Raw genomic sequence first — 19,581 nt, 5'->3', positions numbered from 1 at the left:
GTACTGCTTGTTGTTTCGTTCATAACAAAAGTTATAAAACGATTATTGTTGACGTTTTGTTTGTTCAGTTTTCAAAGAGCAATCTCACCACTAACAAAAGCGGCTTTTATATACTATCATTTTCATTTAGAAAAGTCAACAACTTGATTGTTTTTTTATCAATTAACTTGCTGACTTGTATTATTATATCTGCTAATCTTGATGTTTGCAATAGTTTTATAATATTTTTTAAAAAAATTATAAAACAGATTTATAATCTAATATTTCTTCTATAAAAAGATGTCTATTTTTCTCTAAATCAATAATATCCTCTCTACTTAATAATTTTATTAAAGGACGTGTTGGGGATTTGTCTTGAATAAATAAAACTTCTCCTTTATCTCCATTTGATAAGCGAACCTGGCTGCCAATTGTATATCGAATGATTCCTGAACGAAGAGCATTAAGGACTTTAAATTCATACTTGCCAAAATAATCTTGATATAACTGCTCTAATACTTTAAATGGCGATTGTTTTTGTCTATAAAGCCTTTCAGATGTCATAGCATGAAATGTGTCTGCAACAGCTATTATTTTAGCATAAGGATGTATCTTGATATCTCTATTCCCTAAAGGATATCCACTGCCATCTAATCTTTCATGATGCTGAAGAATTGATAATCTGGCATCATTTTTTATTAATGTTTGTTCCGGAATCATTTTCACACTAAATCTTGTATGCTCTTTTACTTCTTGAAACTCTTCTTCTGTTAAGGGTTCTGCTTTTGTCAATAGTCTTGGATTTATTCTAGCCATACCTACATCACTTAAACATCCGGCTAATGCAATTTGTATGATTTCCCCATTATCATAATTTAATTTATGTGCAATATAGGCACTAATGACCGCAACAGCTATTGAATGTTGGTATAGATATTCCTCTTTATTCGATAAATGGTATAAAGAGAATATCTCCTTATCAGCAAATTTTATATCTTTTAGCAAAGGAAGCAATAAAAAACGAACATTCGCAATGTTCACCGGTCTACCAGATTGCCATGATTTAAATTCTTTTTTAAATTTTTGAACACTCTTTAAAAATTTCCGAAAAAATGATTCTTCTTCTTTTTTCTTTTCTCTTTCTGTCTGAACATTTTCAGCTAATGAATCTATATATTCGCTGCCATCAATTTGTGTATTCTCTATGACAACTGATTGAACTAAAAATGCTCTTAAAATATTAATATGTTCAGCTGTCAAAACAGTTTTGGCACTAATTATTGGTTTTGATGTAAGTTTAAATACATCCTCAGCCAAAATACAGCCTGCTCTTAAATTACTTGTATTAACTTTCATCGTATCCTCACCTTTAATTGAGACCTTTATACTATTTTACTGTATTTTTTTAGGAAAGTTAATAAAATTCAAAGGTAAGCATATCCCCTTCTTTAAATTTTTTAATGGTTTATCTATTCTACAATATATCTTTTCAGCAAATAATCAGTTATTCAACAAATATTCTATAGTTCTTCAACAAAAAAATCCTCTAAAGAGGACAGATTTCATTTAAGAATCTATCTACTTTAGAGAATTGTGAAAACCATGTTTTTTTTATTCTTCTATCTCTGTTTCTTCTTGAGCAGTTTGCTCAGGAATTCCTTCTATCATATCATCATCAAAGATAGTATCGACTTCATCTTCTTCCTCTTTTTCCACTTTTGCAACAGTAGCAACAAACTCATCTTCACTTTCATTAAGTTTTATCAACTTAACCCCTTGAGTGTTTCTTCCCATAGTTGATATATCGCTAACTGCCATTCGGATTAACACGCCGCCCGTTGTAATAATCATTAAGTCTTCTTCACCTGTTACAGCTTTCATAGAAACGAGCGTTCCATTTTTTTCTGTAATATTGCAAGTTTTGATTCCTTTTCCGCCTCTACCCTGAATTCTATATTCCTGTGCAGGGGTTCTTTTTCCAAAACCATATTTGGTTACAATTAAGATTTCAGTATTTTCTTCTAACACTTCCATCCCAACTACCTCATCTGTAGCGGCGAGAGTTATTCCTTTTACTCCAGTAGCAGTTCTTCCCATAGAGCGTACATCTGTCTCTGGGAAACGAATTAATAGACCATTTTTAGTTCCAATGATAATGTCTTTAGAACCATCTGTTAAACGAACCGATATTAATTCATCGCCTTCTCTTAAGTTAACTGCTATTAATCCGTTGTTCCGAATATTAGCAAAAGATGAAAGCGGAGAACGTTTAGAGACTCCTTCTTTCGTTGTAAAGAACAAGAACCAATCATCTGCAAATTCAGACACTGGAATAATTGCATTTACCCATTCATCTTTTTCTACCCCTAATAGGTTAATAATTGGAATTCCCTTAGCTGTTCTACTGAATTCAGGTATTTCATATCCTTTTAAACGATAAACTTTTCCCTTATTCGTAAAGAAAAGGATAGTATCATGGGTAGAAGTTGTACTTAACAATTCAACAAAATCATCTTCATTTGTTCCCATCCCCTGAATTCCTCTTCCTCCACGCTTTTGCGCGCGATAGGTAGACGCTGGCAAACGTTTAATATATCCATTATGCGTTAAAGTAATAATGATATTTTCTTGTGGAATTAAATCTTCATCCTCAATATTTTCTATTCCACCTGCTACAATTTCTGTGCGGCGTTTATCATTAAATCTTTCTTTTAGTTCAAGCAACTCTTCACGAATAATTTCAAGGACTTTTTCTTCATCTGCAAGAATTGCCTTTAGCTCGCCAATTAATTTCATTAATGACTGATACTCTTCTTCAATCTTTTCTCTTTCTAAACCTGTTAGCCTTTGCAGACGCATATCGAGAATAGCTTGTGCTTGTTTCTCAGAAAGATTGAAGTTTGTCATCAATCCTTCACGTGCAATTTCAGTCGTTTGAGAACTGCGAATTAGACTAATTACTTCGTCTAAATGATCTAGAGCAATTCTTAATCCTTCTAAGATATGAGCACGTGCTTCTGCTTTTCTTAATTCAAACTCGGTTCTTCTTCTAATTACCACTTTTTGATGGTCAAGATAATAAGCTAAACATTGTTTTAAATTGAGAACCTTTGGCTGCCCATCAACTAGTGCCAGCAAATTGATGCCGAAACTTGTCTGCATCGCTGTTTGCTTATATAAGTTATTTAAAAGTACATTTGCATTGGCGTCTTTGCGGACTTCAATAACAATACGCATACCATTGCGATCTGACTCATCTCTTAAATCTGTAATGCCGTCTATTTTTTTATCGCGAACAAGTTCCGCTATACGTTCAATTAACTTTGCCTTGTTAACTTGATATGGAATTTCTTTAACAATAATTACTTCTTTTCCACTTGGCTTTACTTCAATTTCCACTTTCGCGCGAACAATAATAGATCCACGACCTGTTTCATATGCTTTTCTTATTCCACTTCTACCAATAATCATTCCGTAAGTCGGAAAGTCAGGACCAGGAATAATCTCCATTAACTCAGGAATTGTGATATCTTCATTTTTGCTTACTGCTAATACTCCATCGATTACTTCTCCTAATTGATGAGGAGGAATATTAGTTGCCATCCCAACTGCTATTCCACTTGTTCCATTTACTAAAAGATTTGGAAAACGTGATGGCAATACGCGCGGTTCTTTTTCCTCTCCATCGAAGTTTGGATCATAATCAATCGTATCTTTGTTTATATCACGTAAAAGTTCCATTGCAATTTTTGACATTCTTGCTTCTGTATAACGCATTGCAGCAGCAGAATCTCCATCAACAGAACCAAAGTTGCCGTGCCCATCTACGAGCATATAGCGATAATTAAAATCTTGAGCCATCCGCACCATTGTTTCATAAACAGCACTATCTCCATGCGGATGGTACTTTCCGATTACTTCTCCCACAATACGGGCAGATTTTTTGTATGGCTTATCCGAATGCATCCCTAAGTCATGCATAGCATATAATATTCGGCGATGAACCGGCTTTAAGCCATCACGTACATCTGGAAGTGCCCGAGAAACAATTACACTCATTGCATAATCTAAAAACGAGGTACGCATTTCTTTACTAATATTTATTTCTTTTATTTGAGAATTAGGCATATCAGCCATAAACAAGGAACCTCCTTAAGAAAAGCGCAAGAAGCTAGAATTCATCCTAGCATCCAAAATTATCTTTCTTCTATTTATTTAAATTAGATTAGTCACCTGTTGACTAAACATCTAAATTTTTCACATATACAGCATTCTCTTCAATAAAGTTTCTGCGTGGTTCTACTTTATCACCCATTAACATTTCAAATGTTTCATCTGCTTCGATTGCATCATCCATACTTACTTGAAGCAGCACTCTTGTTGAAGGATCCATTGTTGTATCCCATAATTGCTCTGCGTTCATTTCCCCAAGCCCTTTATATCGTTGTATATTAGGTCTTGGTGTTGCTGGTAGGGAAGCTAATATTCCATCAAGTTGATTTTGATTATATGCATATTCAACCTTTTTCCCTTGCTGTACTTTAAAAAGAGGTGGTTGTGCTATATAAATATATCCTGCCTCGACAATTTTTCTCATATAGCGATAGAAAAAAGTCAATAATAATGTTCGTATATGTGCACCATCAACATCGGCATCTGTCATAATAACGATTTTTTGGTATCTAGCTTTAGAAATATCGTAATCATCGCCTATTCCTGTACCTATTGCTGTAATCATGGATCGCACTTCATTATTAGACAATATTCTGTCTAGTCGTGCTTTTTCCACATTAAGTATTTTCCCTCTTAAAGGCAAAATTGCTTGGAAATGTCTATCTCTCCCTTGTTTAGCAGAACCTCCCGCTGAGTCTCCCTCTACTATAAATAACTCACTTATGCTTGGATCTTTAGAAGAACAATCTGCAAGCTTGCCGGGTAAACTTGATACTTCCAATGCACTTTTTCTTCTCGTTAGCTCTCTTGCTTTTTTCGCGGCAATCCTTGCACGCAATGCCATTTGTCCTTTATCGACTATTTTTCTAGCGATGGATGGATTTTCCAACAGAAATTTCTCAAAGTGATCAGCAAATACTGTATCTGTAATAGTTCGCACTTCTGAATTCCCCAGTTTTGTTTTTGTTTGTCCTTCAAATTGGGGATCTGGATGCTTTACAGAGACAATAGCTACTATTCCTTCGCGTACATCTTCTCCTGAAAGGTTAGATTCAGATTCTTTTAAAATGCCATTTTTTCTAGCATAATCATTTATTGCTCTTGTTAAAGCTGTTTTAAAACCAGCTTCATGTGTACCGCCTTCATGTGTATTTATATTATTTGCAAATGAGAAGATATTGCCTGTATAGCCACCATTATATTGCAAGGATACTTCAACTGATATTCCATCTTTTTCCCCTTCAATGTAGATAGGTTCTTCAAACAATACATCCTTATTGCGATTTAGATGTTCCACATATGATTTTATGCCGCCTTCATAGTGATACTCTTTTCTTTTTTCATTACCTTCTCGTTTATCTTCAATCGTAATACGAATATTGCGATTTAAAAATGCCAGTTCTCTAATTCTATTCGCAAGCGTTTCATACTCATAAACAAGGGTTTCTTTAAATATTTCGCCATCTGGTTTAAAGTGAGTAATAGTTCCAGTTATTTCACTTTCTCCTATTATTTTCAAATCAGCGCTTGGTACACCTTTGTTATATTTTTGGTAATAAATATTGCCATCGCGATGAACAAAAACTTCCAACTCTGTAGAAAGGGCGTTTACAACAGAAGCACCTACACCATGCAATCCTCCCGATACTTTATATCCGCCACCGCCAAATTTACCGCCAGCATGGAGAACAGTCATAATTACTTCTACAGCAGGTCTTCCCATTTTTTCTTGAATACCTACTGGAATTCCACGTCCATTATCTTTTACAGTAATACTATTGTCTTTTTCAATAATAACGTTAATTTCACTGCAAAATCCGGCTAATGCTTCATCGATACTATTATCGACGATTTCCCAAACTAGATGGTGAAGCCCCTTTCCACTAGTAGAGCCTATATACATACCAGGTCTTTTGCGAACAGCCTCTAATCCTTCTAAAACCTGAATTTGACTTTCATCATACGCTTGTTCAACTGGATTTTGTTCCATTGACATATCGATCACCTTACTTTCTATTCACATACGAAATGAACCATTTTGTTATCTTATTTATTGGGATAAAATAATAATCAATATCTCTTACACCATTAATTTATAAGAACGTTTTTTTAGTGTATTTGATGCAATAGGGGAGAAATAGATAGTATCTTTTGTAACTACAATAGATTTATAGGCATTATTTTCTGCATGAATACTTGCCGATCGATGATTTATTAAAAATTCTTTTGTAATTTCAGAAGATACGACTGTCTGCTTATCTAAGATAAAAATAATATCTATTGCCCTAACCAGAATATCATCACCAATATGAACATACATGATTGTCACCTCAAAATAGCTTACTGAATCTTATGAATCATTCCTGACTTCACACTAAAAGTGGAGGCCTCTTTTAATGTGTGATGATCAATTCCATCTACATTTGTTGTTGTTACAAATGTTTGTACTTTTCCCTGAATTGTATTTAGTAAGTGAGATTGACGATAGTCGTCTAATTCAGAAAGCACGTCATCCAATAAAAGAATTGGGTACTCACGAATTTCAGAATGTATCAGTTCAATTTCAGCCATCTTTATCGATAATGCAGTTGTTCGTTGTTGTCCTTGAGAACCGAAAGTTTGTACATCTCTTCCATTTACAAAAAACAGCAAATCATCTCTATGAGGGCCAAACATTGTCATTCCTCTTTCAATTTCTCTAGCTTTCACCTTGAAAAATTTCTCTTCGTATACTTCCTTCATTTTCGACAAATCTTGTTCTTCTGATACATCTACAGAAGGCTTATACTGAATTTTTAATGTTTCCAGCCCTCTTGATATTCCCTTATGGATGGGTACTGCCCAATTTTCTAGCAGTTGGAGAAATTCAAATCGCTTAGCAACAATTTTCACTGCCGCATCTATAAATTGCTCGGTCAGTATTTCAAGCATTGTATAATCTGACTGTTTTTTTGTTTGTAATTGCTTTAAATAGGTATTTCTTTGCTGTAATATTTTCTGATATTGTCCCATATCATGTAAATATACAGCTGATATCTGCCCTATTTCCATATCAATAAATCTACGCCTTATTTGCGGACTGCCTTTTACCAAATTAAGGTCTTCAGGTGCAAACATAACTACATTCATGTTGCCAACATATTGACTTAATTTTCGTTGCTCAATGTGATTATATTTCGCCTTTTTTCCCTTTTTAGATACAATTAATTGCATAGGCAAATGGCCATGTGCTTTTTGCAGCCTACCTTCTATTTTAGCATACTCTGTGTCCCAACGAATAAGATCTTTATCGTTTGACGTTCGATGAGATTTGGCCATTGCTAATACATAGATAGATTCCATCACATTGGTTTTTCCCTGTGCATTTTCTCCTAATATGACATTCACCTTATTTTCAAACTCTACTTCCAAGTGTTCATAGTTTCGGTAATTTTGCAAAAGCAGCTGTTCAATAAACATTTGGCTTCATCCTTTTTATAAAACCGTAAATTGGCCAAATGAAGGAATATCAATGACATCGCCAGATCGAAGTTTTCTTCCTCTTCTCTGATCCTGCTCTCCATTGACAAACACTTCATATTCACTTAAAAACCATTTTGCCATTCCACCTGATTGAATTAATTCTGCCGCTTTAAGAAATTGCCCTAAAGTAATATATTCCGTATCTATTCTAATTGAATTATCCATTTGTTCACTCTTTCAAATTTAATCGTATCTTATTATTTTACTAAATAATAGCCCGATACACAAAGAAAACTAAAAATATAAATAAAAATAAGAGGGCTAACACAAAAATGCTACCCTCTTAAACAAGAACTTTTTATATTTTTCGAAGCACTTAAAAACCATAAAAAGTTTATTCTAATATGTTCTTACAGGAAGAATTAACTGAAGAATGGCATCATCATTAATTGGATGAATAACAAATGGACGCATTGCACCAGTAAAACTTATTTTTATTTCTGTTCCCTCTAATGCTTTTAAAGCATCCATCATATATTTAGCACTAAAAGAGATTTTCAGTTCCTCGCCGCTAATTGACTCGCTTACCAATTCTTCTACTACTTTCCCAATTTCCGGTGTAAAAGAAGAAATTTCAATGACATTCTCATTGAGAGTAGAAAACTTCACGACATTATTCCTTCCCTCTCGAGCAAGCAAAGAGGCACGATCAATTGCTTGTAGAAACTCTTTTGCATTCACAATAATATCTGTTTTGCTCTCAGTCGGAATAAGGCGATTGGTATCTGGATAATTCCCTTCCAATAACCTTGAGAAAAATAAAATGTGTTTCGTTTTAAATAATATTTGATTTTCTGTTATAACAATTTCCACGGATTCATTATCATCATCTAAAATGCGATTTAGTTCATTTAAACTTTTTCCTGGTATAACAATATTATAGACTTGTTCTTCATTGGAATTAATTTTTGCTTTTCTTAAAGCTAAACGATGGCTATCTGTTGCAATACAGATTAAGTCTCCATGTTCGACTTTCCAATTGACACCTGTTAACACCGGTCGTGTTTCTGAGGTGGACACTGCAAATACTGTTTGCTTGATAATATTTTTTAATATGTCTGTAGGAATTTTTAAAATGTTTTGTTCTGATAGCTCTGGCAAATGTGGATATTCTTCAGAATCTAAGCCATTTAAATTAAATTCTGATTTCCCAGAACGAATAACTGTCTGTAGTTGCTCTACTTCTATTTCCACTTGATTTGTTGGAAGTTTTTTTACAATTTCACTAAAAAACTTTGCTTGTAAAACAATAGAGCCCGTTCTGTGGATTTCTACAATTTCTATATCGTTTTCTTCTTTAGGTATAAACGATTCTATCGAAATATCTGAATCGCTTCCCGTTAATGTAACTCCTTCATCAGTCGCTACAATTTTGATCCCTGTCAAAATCGGTATTGTTGTTCTGCTAGTAATTGCTTTCATAACATCTTGAACGCTTTGTACAAGATAATCCTTTTGGATGATAAATTTCATAAATTAATCCTCCGATATTTTTAAATTTCTTAATGCTATTTTTAATAATTATTTTTTAAAAAAACAGTAGTAATAATAGTAGGTCCTGTTAATTTGTGGATAACTCGAAAAAGTAAAGGAAACACAGTCTATCCACATGTGGATAGACTGTGTTTAAGTAGCGATAAGTTATACACAGTATTCTATCTAAATTTTTAATATTTCATTTATCTCATTTATTTGTTTTTGCAATAAAGAATCTGAAACGAGTAATTTTGAGATTTTTTCATGGGCATGAATAACGGTTGTATGATCTCTTCCGCCAAATTCTTCTCCAATCTTAGGGAGGGAGAAGTCTGTAAGTTCTCGAGATAAATACATAGCGATTTGCCTAGGAAATGCAATAGACTTTGTTCTTTTTTTTGCCTTAAAATCTTCTAATTTTATATTAAAATGCTCTCCAACAACCTTTTGGATATCATGAATAGTAATGACTCTAGGTTTAGAAGTTGGAACAATGTCTTTTAGGGCCTCTGCAGCTAAATCTGCATTGATATCTTTGTTGATTAAAGAGGAATAGGCAACAACGCGAATGAGGGCACCTTCTAATTCCCGGATATTTGTATCAATTTGATTTGCAATATATAGCATAACTTCATTTGGAATATCTAATCCGTCTGCTTTTGCTTTTTTTCTTAAAATAGCAATCCTTGTTTCTAAATCAGGAGGCGTTATATCTGTAATTAACCCCCACTCAAACCGCGAACGAAGACGGTCCTCAAGCGTCGGTATCTCCTTAGGAGGCCGGTCGCTGGATATAATAATCTGTTTACTTTCTTCATGCAGGGTATTAAAAGTATGAAAAAATTCTTCTTGTGTTGATTCTTTTCCAGCTAAAAACTGAATATCATCTATTAGCAGGACATCAACATTTCGATACTTATCTCTAAATTGTGCCCCTTTGTTATCTCTAATACTATTGATAAATTCATTCGTAAATTTTTCAGAAGATAAATAGACAACTTTAGCAGAAGGATTATGATCTAAAACATAATGTCCAATTGCATGCATTAAGTGAGTTTTTCCCAGTCCAACTCCTCCATAAATAAAAAGAGGATTATATGCTTTAGCTGGAGCTTCTGCTACAGCTAATGAGGCTGCATGGGCAAACCTATTTCCTGAACCAATGACAAAAGTATCGAAAACATATTTAGGATTTAGTATAGTCCGTGGGAAATCAGCTGATTCTTCAGTTTTTTTTCTTTGTTTAGATGAAATTTGCAAATCAAATTCTTCTTCTTTTTGATTTTGAGGAATAATGAATTTTACAGTAAGCTCTTCCCCTGTTATTTCATACAGAATTCCAGAAATCAGCTGGGAATAGCGCTCTTCTAACCAATCACGTGCAAATTCATTTGGGGCAGTAATAACCAAACTATCCCCTTGCAACGAATGTGCAGCAGTAGCTTTTAACCAGGTATCAAAACTGGGTTTGCTTATTTTCTTTTCTATATTAGACAAGGCTTTGTTCCATAAATCCGCAATATTTTCCAAACAGTTTCCCCTCCTTTTCTGTTTATTTGCGTGTTGAAGAGAACAGATTTTTCTATTAAAGCAATCTGCTAATGCTATTATTTTGATTTGTGGAAAAATATATAATAAGGAAATTAAGTGAAATTTCGACAGTATCCACTAATTGTGGACAACTATATTCAGATATATTTGATAACCTGTCCACATTTTATCCACACTCTGTGGATAAATCAGGTATACATAGAATTTATTCAAATGTGAAAACAAAACTATAATATCAAATTATCACAATAACTGCAATGGTTTTTGAAATCTATCCACAACCTGAACAGTATGTTGATAAAAAATGTCCACAAACTTTTATTATGTGAAAAAGTTGTATATAACTGTTGTGGATATAAAAAAAACTGTCGAAATTTATCCACAGACTAATGAATAAGAGGATTTAAGGTGAAAAAATCTATTATTAAAAAATAACTTTAAGGTGACAATAAGTAGAGAGGGGATTATGATAGAGAAGGTAAAAATAGAATTTTTTCTAGGTTATCTAATCTTAGATCGGATATATAAAAGAAAAGCGGTCTCAAAGAAATGAAGATAACCAAATTTATTGTTACCGAATTAGCAAAAAAAAATACAGGAAATAAAAGAAAAGAAATGAATAGTTGACAATCAATTGCCTATGTTTATATAATTGTATGGACTGTCTATTACAGCTATTCCTCAGGGAGGTGTCATATAAAATGAAAAGAACTTACCAACCAAATAAACGTAAGAGAAGTAAAGTTCACGGATTCCGCAGCCGTATGAGCAGCGCAAATGGACGCAATGTCTTAGCTCGCCGTCGACGCAAAGGAAGAAAAGTATTATCAGCTTAGGCCACTGAACCCTCAGTGGTCTTTTTTTCATAAATATTTTTCTATGAGTTGTTATTTGCTAGCTTGTATTAGAATTATTTGATATAAAAATTAGCGTATGTGGAAATATTTATAAAAGCGAGCTATTTCTTTTAAATTTATGAACATATATCTATTTTTTAATTAGAATTGAGGTTGTAGATTCTGATTCTTTTTTTTAGAAGAAACTAAAATAGGGCTTTTCTAAAAATATGCTGCAGAGGAAATAACTATGCTTTTTTTTCAATACATATTATTATTCAAAAGGATGGAAAAGCCTGAAGGAGTATATAAGTTGAAGAAAGAATTTAGAATAAAAAAAAATAAAGATTTTCAAGAGGTATTTAAAAAGGGACAATCTTTTGCCAATAGGCAATTTGTTGTATATAAATTAAGCAAAAAAAATCAAGATCATTTTCGCATTGGATTATCTGTAAGCAAAAAGATAGGAAATGCAGTAACTAGAAACAGGATAAAAAGATATATTAGACAGGCTTTCTTAGAGCTGGAGCTTCACTTAAACCCTGCAATGGATTATGTTATTATTGCGAGAAAGCCAGTTTCAGACATGAGTTATGAAGAAGTTCTAAATAGTTTAAAGCATGTATTGAAAATTGCCAAAATAATCATAAAAAAGAATGAATAAAAATTTTGTTAAGCGTTTCCTAGGTTGTAATATTACGTTACAATATAAAATATATTAAAATTTAATGAGAAATCATGAAAATACAGGAGGATTTGACGCTTGAAAAAGAAAACATTATTGCTAGTAGGAATTTTGTTTATCATGACTGTTTTAACTGGTTGTACAGAATTTAATAAACCGATTACTTCTGATAGCGAAGGATTTTGGAATGAATATATTGTTTATCCATTATCTCAGTTAATAGTAAAAACAGCGGAATTTGCTGGAGGAAGTTTTGGTTTATCCATAATTATTGTAACAATATTAGTCCGTTTAGTTATTTTGCCATTAATGATTAAACAAACAAAAAACAGTAAAGCAATGCAAGCTATTCAACCTGAAATGGAGAATTTGCGCAAAAAGTACAGCTCTAAAGATCAAAAAACACAACAAAAGCTTCAAGAAGAAACAATGAAACTATTTAGGGACAATAATGTTAACCCACTTGCAGGCTGTTTTCCATTAATTGTTCAAATGCCAATTTTAATTGGTTTTTATCATGCGATATCCCGTACTAGAGAAATTGCAACACATGAATTTCTTTGGTTTGATTTAGGAGAAGCAGATCCATACTATATTTTACCGATTCTTGCGGGGATCACGACATTTATTCAAACGAAAATGACAATGGCAGGCACTGCTGGGCAAAATCCGCAAATGATGATGATGCTTTGGATTATGCCAATTATGATTTTAGTATTTGCCATAAATTTCCCTGCCGCTCTTTCTTTATATTGGGTGGTTGGTAATATTTTCACTATTATTCAAACATTCTTTATTAAAGGTCCCGAATTGAAAAAGAGTGGTGAAACAGGTAAAGCAGGAGGAGGAGCGAAAAAGTGAGAGAAGTAACTGCTAAAGGGCGAACAGTCGAAACAGCAGTGGAATCAGCTTTGGCGCAACTTAAAACAACAAAGAATCAAGCCGAAATCATTGTTGTTGATAAAGGAAAAAAGGGGTTTCTTGGATTTGGATCTCGTGCAGCTGTCGTAACAGTTAAGCGGTTAAACAATTCAGTTGAACAGGCAAAAGAATTTTTATTGGATATCTGCAAAAAAATGGGAGTAATAGCTGATATTACGGTTATAGAAGAAGGGAAAAATATTACCTTTCAGATAAATGGACAAAAAATTGCCATTTTGATAGGAAAAAGAGGACAGACCTTAAATTCCTTGCAATATATAACCCAGCTTGTCATTAATAGAGAAGCAGATCAATATTACCATGTACAGTTGAATGCAGAGGGATATAGGGAACGGAGAAAAGAGGCGCTTATTCAGCTTGCTGAGAGGATTGCCCAAAAAGCTGCAAGAACAGGAAAAGAAATTTCGTTAGAACCGATGCTTTCAGAAGAAAGAAAGATTATTCATGCGGCGCTTGTTTCTTTTAAGGAAGTTAAAACATACTCTATTGGAGAAAATAACAATAGGCATATTGTTATTGCACCATATCGTATAAAGTAGCTTAGCAAAAAAAAGGCACATAAGGAGTTTTTGCTCCTTATGTGCCTTTTTTTATTTAATATTTGGCAATATTATTTTCTAAAATAGTTATAGGTATATTCAGCAAGAAGATTATTCTTAATTTATTGCTGTTTTATTGTTATTCACATGTGGATAAGATAGAATGGTAGAATAAATAAAAAAATGTAATGTGGATAAGTGTGCGGATTTTTTTCTTTTTAAATAGATGTGGATATGATAATCTAATCTATTGTAACAATTATATATTCAGGAAATACCTTTTATCATAGAAACTTTAGAGAACAAGTTGAGGTGAAGAAAATGGACTTTGATACGATTGCTGCTATATCGACTCCAATGGGAGAGGGAGCGATAGCAATTGTTAGGATTAGTGGGCCCGATGCATTTATAATTGCCGATAAGCTGTTTAAAGGCATTAATAATAAAAGGATAAGCACTGCTTTAACTCATACAATCCATTACGGACATATAGTGGATCCAGCAAACAATGAGGTAGTAGAAGAGGTAATGGTTTCTGTAATGAAAGGACCAAAAACTTTTACAAAAGAAGATGTAGTAGAGATTAATTGCCATGGGGGAATTGCTTCTGTAAATAGGCTTCTTCAATTGCTGGTAACGCACGGAGCGAGGCTGGCGGAACCAGGAGAATTCACTAAAAGGGCATTTTTAAATGGAAGAATTGATTTATCCCAAGCAGAAGCGGTAATGGATTTAATTAGAGCAAAAACAGATCGTGCAATGAATGTTGCACTTGGGCAAATGGAAGGGCGATTGTCCAAATTAATAAAAAGGCTAAGACAGGAAATACTTGAAACATTAGCTCAAGTAGAAGTGAATATTGATTATCCAGAGTATGATGATGTAGAAGAAATGACCCATCGAATGATGCTGGATAAATCCAAAAATGTAAAAATGGAAATAGAAAATTTGCTGCAGACTTCTCAGCAAGGCAAAATTCTTAGAGAAGGTTTATCAACTGTTATTGTAGGCAGACCAAATGTCGGAAAATCCTCTTTACTAAATACATTAGTACAGGAAAATAAGGCAATTGTAACAGATATTCCAGGTACAACAAGAGATGTAATTGAAGAGTATGTCAATATTAGGGGCGTTCCGCTCAAACTTGTAGATACGGCTGGAATAAGAGAAACCGAAGATATTGTCGAAAGAATTGGTGTAGAAAAATCACGCCAAGTACTAAAGGAAGCTGACTTGATTCTATTGGTCTTAAATTATGCAGATGAATTAACAAATGAAGATATAAATCTTTTTAAGGCAGTGGAAGGAATGGATTATATCGTTATTGTTAATAAAACAGATTTACCGCAAAAAATTGACATGGATATGGTGCGTAAGCTAGCTAATCATCAAAAAATGGTTACAACTTCTTTGCTAGAGGATAATGGAGTAAACCAATTGGAAGAAGCGATATCTACTTTATTTTTTGAAGGAACCATTGAGGCAAGTGATATGACGTATGTTTCCAATACGAGACATATTGCCTTATTAAATCAATCACTGCAATCTATAAATGAGGCGATAAATGGTGTAGAAATGGGGACACCAATCGATATTGTCCAAATTGATTTAACTAGAACGTGGGAATTGCTTGGAGAAATTATTGGCGATAGTGTACATGAGAGCTTAATTGACCAATTATTTTCGCAGTTCTGTCTCGGAAAATAACTTTTTTATAGTATAAATCTAGCGAAAGCATAGTGAAACAATATAAGGAGGCACCGTGATGCAGTATGAAGCTGGTAACTTTGATGTCATTGTTATAGGTGCGGGACATGCGGGCTGTGAGGCTGGACTTGCAGCAGCACGGCTTGGCGCTAATACTTTGATGTTGACAATTAATCTTGATATGGTTGCATTTATGCCATGCAATCCATCTGTTGGTGGTCCGGCTAAGGGAATCGTAGTAAGAGAAATTGATGCCCTAGGCGGAGAAATGGGAAAAAATATTGATAAAACCTATATACAAATGAGAATGTTGAATACAGGAAAAGGTCCTGCAGTTAGGGCGCTGCGAGCGCAAGCAGATAAATTTATGTATCAACATGAAATGAAAAAAACGCTAGAAAGCCAGCAAAATCTAACCTTAATTCAAGGTATGGTAGAACAGTTGATTGTAGAAGAAGACATTGTTAAAGGTGTCATTACAAAATCAGGAGCTGTTTATCGAGCAGAAACAGTAGTTATCACAACTGGTACGTATCTTCGGGGCGAAATCATTTTAGGAGAATTAAAGTATTCAAGCGGACCCAATAATCAGCAGCCATCTGTTCGTTTATCAGAATATCTGCAAGAATTAGGATTTGATTTGGTCCGTTTTAAAACAGGAACTCCACCTCGCGTTAATAGTCATTCTATTGACTACAGCAAAACAGAAATTCAGCCTGGTGATGATGTACCGCGAGCATTCTCTTATGAAACAACAAAGTATATAACAGAACAGCTTCCATGTTGGCTGACTTATACGAATGAAACGACGCATCAAATTATTGATGCTAATTTGCATCGTTCGCCAATGTATTCAGGAATGATTAAAGGAACTGGACCTCGTTATTGCCCTTCGATTGAAGATAAAGTCGTTCGTTTTAATGATAAACCAAGGCATCAAATTTTCTTAGAGCCAGAAGGAAAAAATACACAAGAAGTTTATGTGCAAGGATTATCAACAAGCTTGCCTGAAGATGTTCAACAACAAATTTTAAGAACAATTCCTGGCCTTGAAAATGTTCAAATGATGAGAGCTGGTTATGCAATTGAGTATGATGCAATTGTGCCTACTCAATTATGGCCTACTTTAGAAACAAAAAAAATAAAAAATCTTTATACAGCAGGGCAAATTAATGGAACTTCTGGATATGAAGAAGCAGCAGGACAAGGATTGATGGCTGGCATTAATGCAGGGTTAAGAGCGCTAGATAAAGAAGATTTAATTTTAGGCCGCTCTGATGCTTATATTGGTGTATTAATTGATGATTTGGTTACAAAAGGAACAAATGAACCATATCGTTTATTAACATCTAGAGCGGAGTATCGCTTATTGCTTCGCCATGATAATGCTGATTTACGTTTAACAGACATTGGAGCAAAAATAGGCTTAATTTCGAAAGAAAGATTTAGAAAATTTTCCGAAAAAAAGCAACAGATAGAAACAGAAAAGCAGCGCTTAAAAGAAATAATCTTAAAACCATCTGAACAAGTCCAACAAATAATTAAAGAACAAGGCGGCAGCGAATTAAAAGATGGTATACGCGCAGCGGACTTATTAAGAAGACCAGAAATGAATTATAGCCATATACATTCTTTAGTGCCAAGTGATGTTCTGTTAACAGATGAGATAATGGAACAAGTAGAAATTCAAATTAAGTATGAAGGATATATCGAAAAATCTTTACAGCAAGTTGAAAGATTAAAAAAGATGGAAAATAAAAAAATTCCGGAAAATATAGATTATGATGCGATCTCAAGTTTAGCAACTGAAGCAAAGCAGAAGCTAAAAACAGTTCGTCCATTATCCATTGCTCAAGCATCCAGAATCTCTGGGGTAAATCCTGCGGATATTTCCATACTTTTAGTTTATTTAGAACAGGGACGCATAGCGCGCATTTAAATTTTTTTGGAAAGGGTTCTAATATGAATACAGAACAGTTTATTCACATGTTTTCAGAAAAGGGAATTAACCTTTCCGAAACGCAAGTGGAACAATTTGAGATTTATTTCCAAACATTAGTGGAATGGAATGAAAAGATGAACCTTACGGCTATTACAGAAAGGGAAGATGTATATCTAAAACATTTTTATGATTCTGTGACGGCATCCTTTTATGAGGATTTATTTACTAAATCTGTCCATATTTGTGATGTAGGTGCAGGTGCTGGATTTCCTTCCATTCCATTAAAAATTGTTTATCCAAATTTAAAGGTAACAATAGTAGATTCATTAAACAAGCGAATAAATTTTCTCGAACATCTAGCAAAAAAACTTCAATTGGAAAATGTAGAATTTATCCATGATCGTGCTGAGACATTTGGAAAAAATAGCAAATATCGAGAAAAATTTGATATTGTCACAGCAAGAGCTGTAGCAAGATTGTCTGTGCTAAGCGAATTATGCTTACCTCTTGTAAAGATTGGTGGTGTATTTGTTGCTATGAAAGCAGCAAGTGCTGAAGGAGAAATTGAAGCTGGCAAAAGAGCAATTTCTATTTTAGGTGGGAAATTGGAAGCGAAACATTCATTCGAATTACCATTTGAGAAAAGCGAACGAAATATACTAATTATCTCTAAGGTAGAATCGACACCAAAAAAATATCCAAGAAAACCTGGTACACCTAATAAGGAACCAATTGAATAAAAGATGATCTTCCTCCTGATTTAGATTTTTTAAGGAGGAAGATTATAAAAAAATGTAAAAATAGAACTAGCTCTTTTTGCAACCCATTTTATTATTGAAATAATAACGACTTTTCAAATTAAATCTATGAGATTTAGACTATATCATTTTTCTTAACTACTATATAATAGAGATATAATGGCAAATTCTATGAAAATTCGAGAAGTTTCTTATTATAATTAATATATTTTGCAGGACATGCTATTCATTTTAGAGAATATGTAATAGGGAGTTTCGTAAAGGTGGTGCAGGGTGATGAAGCCTTCTTTCTCACGCTTTTTTGGCCTAGGCGAAAAGGAAGATCAAACAGTTGCAAGGCAAATTGGAGTAGAAGATGCTAGTGAGGAGATGGAAATGATGGGAAGCAGGGAAGAAATAAAAAAAATTCCTATCCATCAGATTGTTCCAAACCGTTTTCAGCCAAGAACGGTGTTTGATGACGAAAAAATTGAAGAATTATCAAGAACTATCCATACACATGGCATTATTCAGCCAATTGTTGTCAGAGAATATGAAGCTGATAAATATGAAATCATAGCAGGTGAAAGAAGATGGCGTGCTATGAAAAAATTAGAGTGGGAAGAAGTTCCTGCTATCATTAAAAATTTGAGCGATACAGAAACAGCTTCTGTTGCGTTAATTGAAAATCTTCAAAGAGAAGAATTATCTCCTATAGAAGAAGCGATTGCTTACGGTAAATTATTAGAACTTCATAATCTTACTCAAGAAGCCCTTGCGCAAAGACTTGGAAAAGGGCAATCCACTGTGGCTAATAAATTAAGATTATTAAAGCTTCCAGAAGAAATTCAAGCGGCTCTTTTAAATAAACAAATTTCTGAAAGGCATGCCCGCTCTATGATTCCTTTAAAGGAAAAAGAGAAACAGTTGCAGCTCCTTCAGGAAATTATTGAAAAAAACTTAAATGTGAAGCAAACAGAAGATCGTGTGGTAAAAATGCTTGAGCAGACGGAAAATAAGCCTAAAGCAAAACGCAGAGCTTTCAGTAAAGATATGCGGATTGCAGTTAACACAATTCGCCAATCATTATCAATGGTTTCAGATAGTGGCATTAATCTTAATGCCGAGGAAGAAGAATTCGATGATTTTTATCAATTTACTATAAAAATACCAAAAAAGAAATAAGATCATTTGCCTTTTTAAAAGGTTTTCTATAGAACTGTGCTAATTTGGGGTTCTCTATCAGCAATTGAAGAAATCGTGAAAGTAATGAATACAAAATTATCCTATCTATATTATTTATATAAAAAGCGAGTGTATAACTTTTATTAGTTATGGCACTCGCTTTTTTAACTTTTTATATTCTATATAGGCAGCTCCTATTGGTTTAGATTTATCAAGCATTAATAATGGGCGACCTAAGGGATGATAAAAGAAAATGATGAATCTCTAGGTAGAGAGAAGCTTGCTGATAAAAGTTTAATTGAAGTTT

Annotated in this window: 16 protein-coding genes; 8 read left to right on the top strand and 8 right to left on the bottom strand. The window is 33.7% G+C overall.

What is annotated here, in order from left to right; translation table 11 throughout:
• Positions 1-237 precede the first annotated feature (237 nt).
• The 8 genes from NCCP28_RS16295 to dnaA form a co-directional block, all read right to left on the bottom strand.
• Positions 238-1,335 (bottom strand): HD-GYP domain-containing protein, encoded by a 1,098-nt coding sequence (locus tag NCCP28_RS16295; RefSeq protein ID WP_248562474.1) that lies wholly within the window; start codon positions 1,333-1,335, stop codon positions 238-240.
• Positions 1,336-1,590: 255 nt separating this feature from the next.
• A complete protein-coding gene (gene gyrA, locus NCCP28_RS16290; RefSeq protein ID WP_248562473.1) occupies positions 1,591-4,116 on the bottom strand; it encodes a DNA gyrase subunit A in 2,526 nt (841 codons plus the stop codon).
• 103 nt (positions 4,117-4,219) lie between these two features.
• Positions 4,220-6,142, bottom strand: coding sequence for a DNA topoisomerase (ATP-hydrolyzing) subunit B (gene gyrB / locus NCCP28_RS16285; RefSeq protein ID WP_248562488.1), 1,923 nt, complete (start codon positions 6,140-6,142; stop codon positions 4,220-4,222).
• A gap of 90 nt (positions 6,143-6,232) precedes the next feature.
• Positions 6,233-6,472 carry an extracellular matrix regulator RemB gene (gene remB, locus NCCP28_RS16280; protein ID WP_248562472.1) on the bottom strand — a complete coding sequence of 80 codons (240 nt, stop codon included), beginning with the start codon at positions 6,470-6,472 and terminating at the stop codon, positions 6,233-6,235.
• A 20-nt stretch (positions 6,473-6,492) separates the two neighbouring features.
• Positions 6,493-7,611 (bottom strand): DNA replication/repair protein RecF, encoded by a 1,119-nt coding sequence (gene recF / locus NCCP28_RS16275; RefSeq protein ID WP_248562471.1) that lies wholly within the window; start codon positions 7,609-7,611, stop codon positions 6,493-6,495.
• A 15-nt stretch (positions 7,612-7,626) separates the two neighbouring features.
• Positions 7,627-7,839: a S4 domain-containing protein YaaA gene (yaaA, locus tag NCCP28_RS16270; protein WP_248562470.1), complete on the bottom strand. Its 213-nt coding sequence runs from the start codon at positions 7,837-7,839 to the stop codon at positions 7,627-7,629.
• 174 nt (positions 7,840-8,013) lie between these two features.
• A complete protein-coding gene (gene dnaN, locus NCCP28_RS16265; protein WP_248562469.1) occupies positions 8,014-9,147 on the bottom strand; it encodes a DNA polymerase III subunit beta in 1,134 nt (377 codons plus the stop codon).
• Between the two features lie 186 nt (positions 9,148-9,333).
• Positions 9,334-10,680 carry a chromosomal replication initiator protein DnaA gene (dnaA, locus tag NCCP28_RS16260; RefSeq protein WP_248562468.1) on the bottom strand — a complete coding sequence of 449 codons (1,347 nt, stop codon included), beginning with the start codon at positions 10,678-10,680 and terminating at the stop codon, positions 9,334-9,336.
• 722 nt (positions 10,681-11,402) lie between these two features.
• Between dnaA and rpmH the strand changes: the two genes are divergently transcribed.
• The 8 genes from rpmH (at position 11,403) to noc (ending at position 19,274) form a co-directional block, all read left to right on the top strand.
• Positions 11,403-11,537: a 50S ribosomal protein L34 gene (gene rpmH / locus NCCP28_RS16255; protein ID WP_101176662.1), complete on the top strand. Its 135-nt coding sequence runs from the start codon at positions 11,403-11,405 to the stop codon at positions 11,535-11,537.
• A gap of 313 nt (positions 11,538-11,850) precedes the next feature.
• Entirely contained in the window at positions 11,851-12,201 is a 351-nt protein-coding gene (gene rnpA, locus NCCP28_RS16250; protein WP_248562467.1) for a ribonuclease P protein component, read from the top strand.
• Positions 12,202-12,300: 99 nt separating this feature from the next.
• The gene (gene spoIIIJ, locus NCCP28_RS16245) at positions 12,301-13,083 is read left to right on the top strand and encodes a YidC family membrane integrase SpoIIIJ (protein WP_248562466.1); all 783 of its coding nucleotides are present in this window, start codon (positions 12,301-12,303) and stop codon (positions 13,081-13,083) included.
• Entirely contained in the window at positions 13,080-13,703 is a 624-nt protein-coding gene (jag, locus tag NCCP28_RS16240) for an RNA-binding cell elongation regulator Jag/EloR (RefSeq protein ID WP_248562465.1), read from the top strand. The genes spoIIIJ and jag overlap by 4 nt, the downstream gene beginning before the upstream one ends.
• Before the next feature lie 321 nt (positions 13,704-14,024).
• The gene (gene mnmE, locus NCCP28_RS16235) at positions 14,025-15,410 is read left to right on the top strand and encodes a tRNA uridine-5-carboxymethylaminomethyl(34) synthesis GTPase MnmE (protein ID WP_248562464.1); all 1,386 of its coding nucleotides are present in this window, start codon (positions 14,025-14,027) and stop codon (positions 15,408-15,410) included.
• Between the two features lie 58 nt (positions 15,411-15,468).
• Positions 15,469-17,349 carry a tRNA uridine-5-carboxymethylaminomethyl(34) synthesis enzyme MnmG gene (gene mnmG / locus NCCP28_RS16230; RefSeq protein ID WP_248562463.1) on the top strand — a complete coding sequence of 627 codons (1,881 nt, stop codon included), beginning with the start codon at positions 15,469-15,471 and terminating at the stop codon, positions 17,347-17,349.
• Between the two features lie 23 nt (positions 17,350-17,372).
• Positions 17,373-18,092, top strand: a complete 720-nt coding sequence (gene rsmG / locus NCCP28_RS16225; protein WP_248562462.1) for a 16S rRNA (guanine(527)-N(7))-methyltransferase RsmG — start codon at positions 17,373-17,375, stop codon at positions 18,090-18,092.
• A gap of 294 nt (positions 18,093-18,386) precedes the next feature.
• Positions 18,387-19,274 (top strand): nucleoid occlusion protein, encoded by an 888-nt coding sequence (noc, locus tag NCCP28_RS16220; RefSeq protein ID WP_248562461.1) that lies wholly within the window; start codon positions 18,387-18,389, stop codon positions 19,272-19,274.
• Positions 19,275-19,581: the final 307 nt, after the last annotated feature.

Source organism: Niallia sp. NCCP-28, from assembly GCF_023168165.1.
Taxonomy (GTDB): Bacteria; Bacillota; Bacilli; order Bacillales; family Cytobacillaceae; genus Niallia.
Note: the sequence above shows the minus strand (reverse complement) of the source record. Positions and strands in the feature narration are given on the sequence as shown.

Excerpts from the sequence above, each read along its gene's own strand:
- remB (WP_248562472.1), bottom strand. The coding sequence starts at position 6,472 with ATGTATGTTCATATTGGTGATGATATTCTGGTTAGGGCAATAGATATT.
- recF (WP_248562471.1), bottom strand. The coding sequence starts at position 7,611 with ATGTTTATTGAACAGCTGCTTTTGCAAAATTACCGAAACTATGAACAC.
- rpmH (WP_101176662.1), top strand. The coding sequence starts at position 11,403 with ATGAAAAGAACTTACCAACCAAATAAACGTAAGAGAAGTAAAGTTCAC.
- noc (WP_248562461.1), top strand. The coding sequence starts at position 18,387 with ATGAAGCCTTCTTTCTCACGCTTTTTTGGCCTAGGCGAAAAGGAAGAT.
- rsmG (WP_248562462.1), top strand. The coding sequence starts at position 17,373 with ATGAATACAGAACAGTTTATTCACATGTTTTCAGAAAAGGGAATTAAC.
- dnaN (WP_248562469.1), bottom strand. The coding sequence starts at position 9,147 with ATGAAATTTATCATCCAAAAGGATTATCTTGTACAAAGCGTTCAAGAT.
- gyrB (WP_248562488.1), bottom strand. The coding sequence starts at position 6,142 with ATGGAACAAAATCCAGTTGAACAAGCGTATGATGAAAGTCAAATTCAG.
- gyrA (WP_248562473.1), bottom strand. The coding sequence starts at position 4,116 with ATGGCTGATATGCCTAATTCTCAAATAAAAGAAATAAATATTAGTAAA.
- NCCP28_RS16295 (WP_248562474.1), bottom strand. The coding sequence starts at position 1,335 with ATGAAAGTTAATACAAGTAATTTAAGAGCAGGCTGTATTTTGGCTGAG.
- mnmE (WP_248562464.1), top strand. The coding sequence starts at position 14,025 with ATGGACTTTGATACGATTGCTGCTATATCGACTCCAATGGGAGAGGGA.
- mnmG (WP_248562463.1), top strand. The coding sequence starts at position 15,469 with ATGCAGTATGAAGCTGGTAACTTTGATGTCATTGTTATAGGTGCGGGA.
- yaaA (WP_248562470.1), bottom strand. The coding sequence starts at position 7,839 with ATGGATAATTCAATTAGAATAGATACGGAATATATTACTTTAGGGCAA.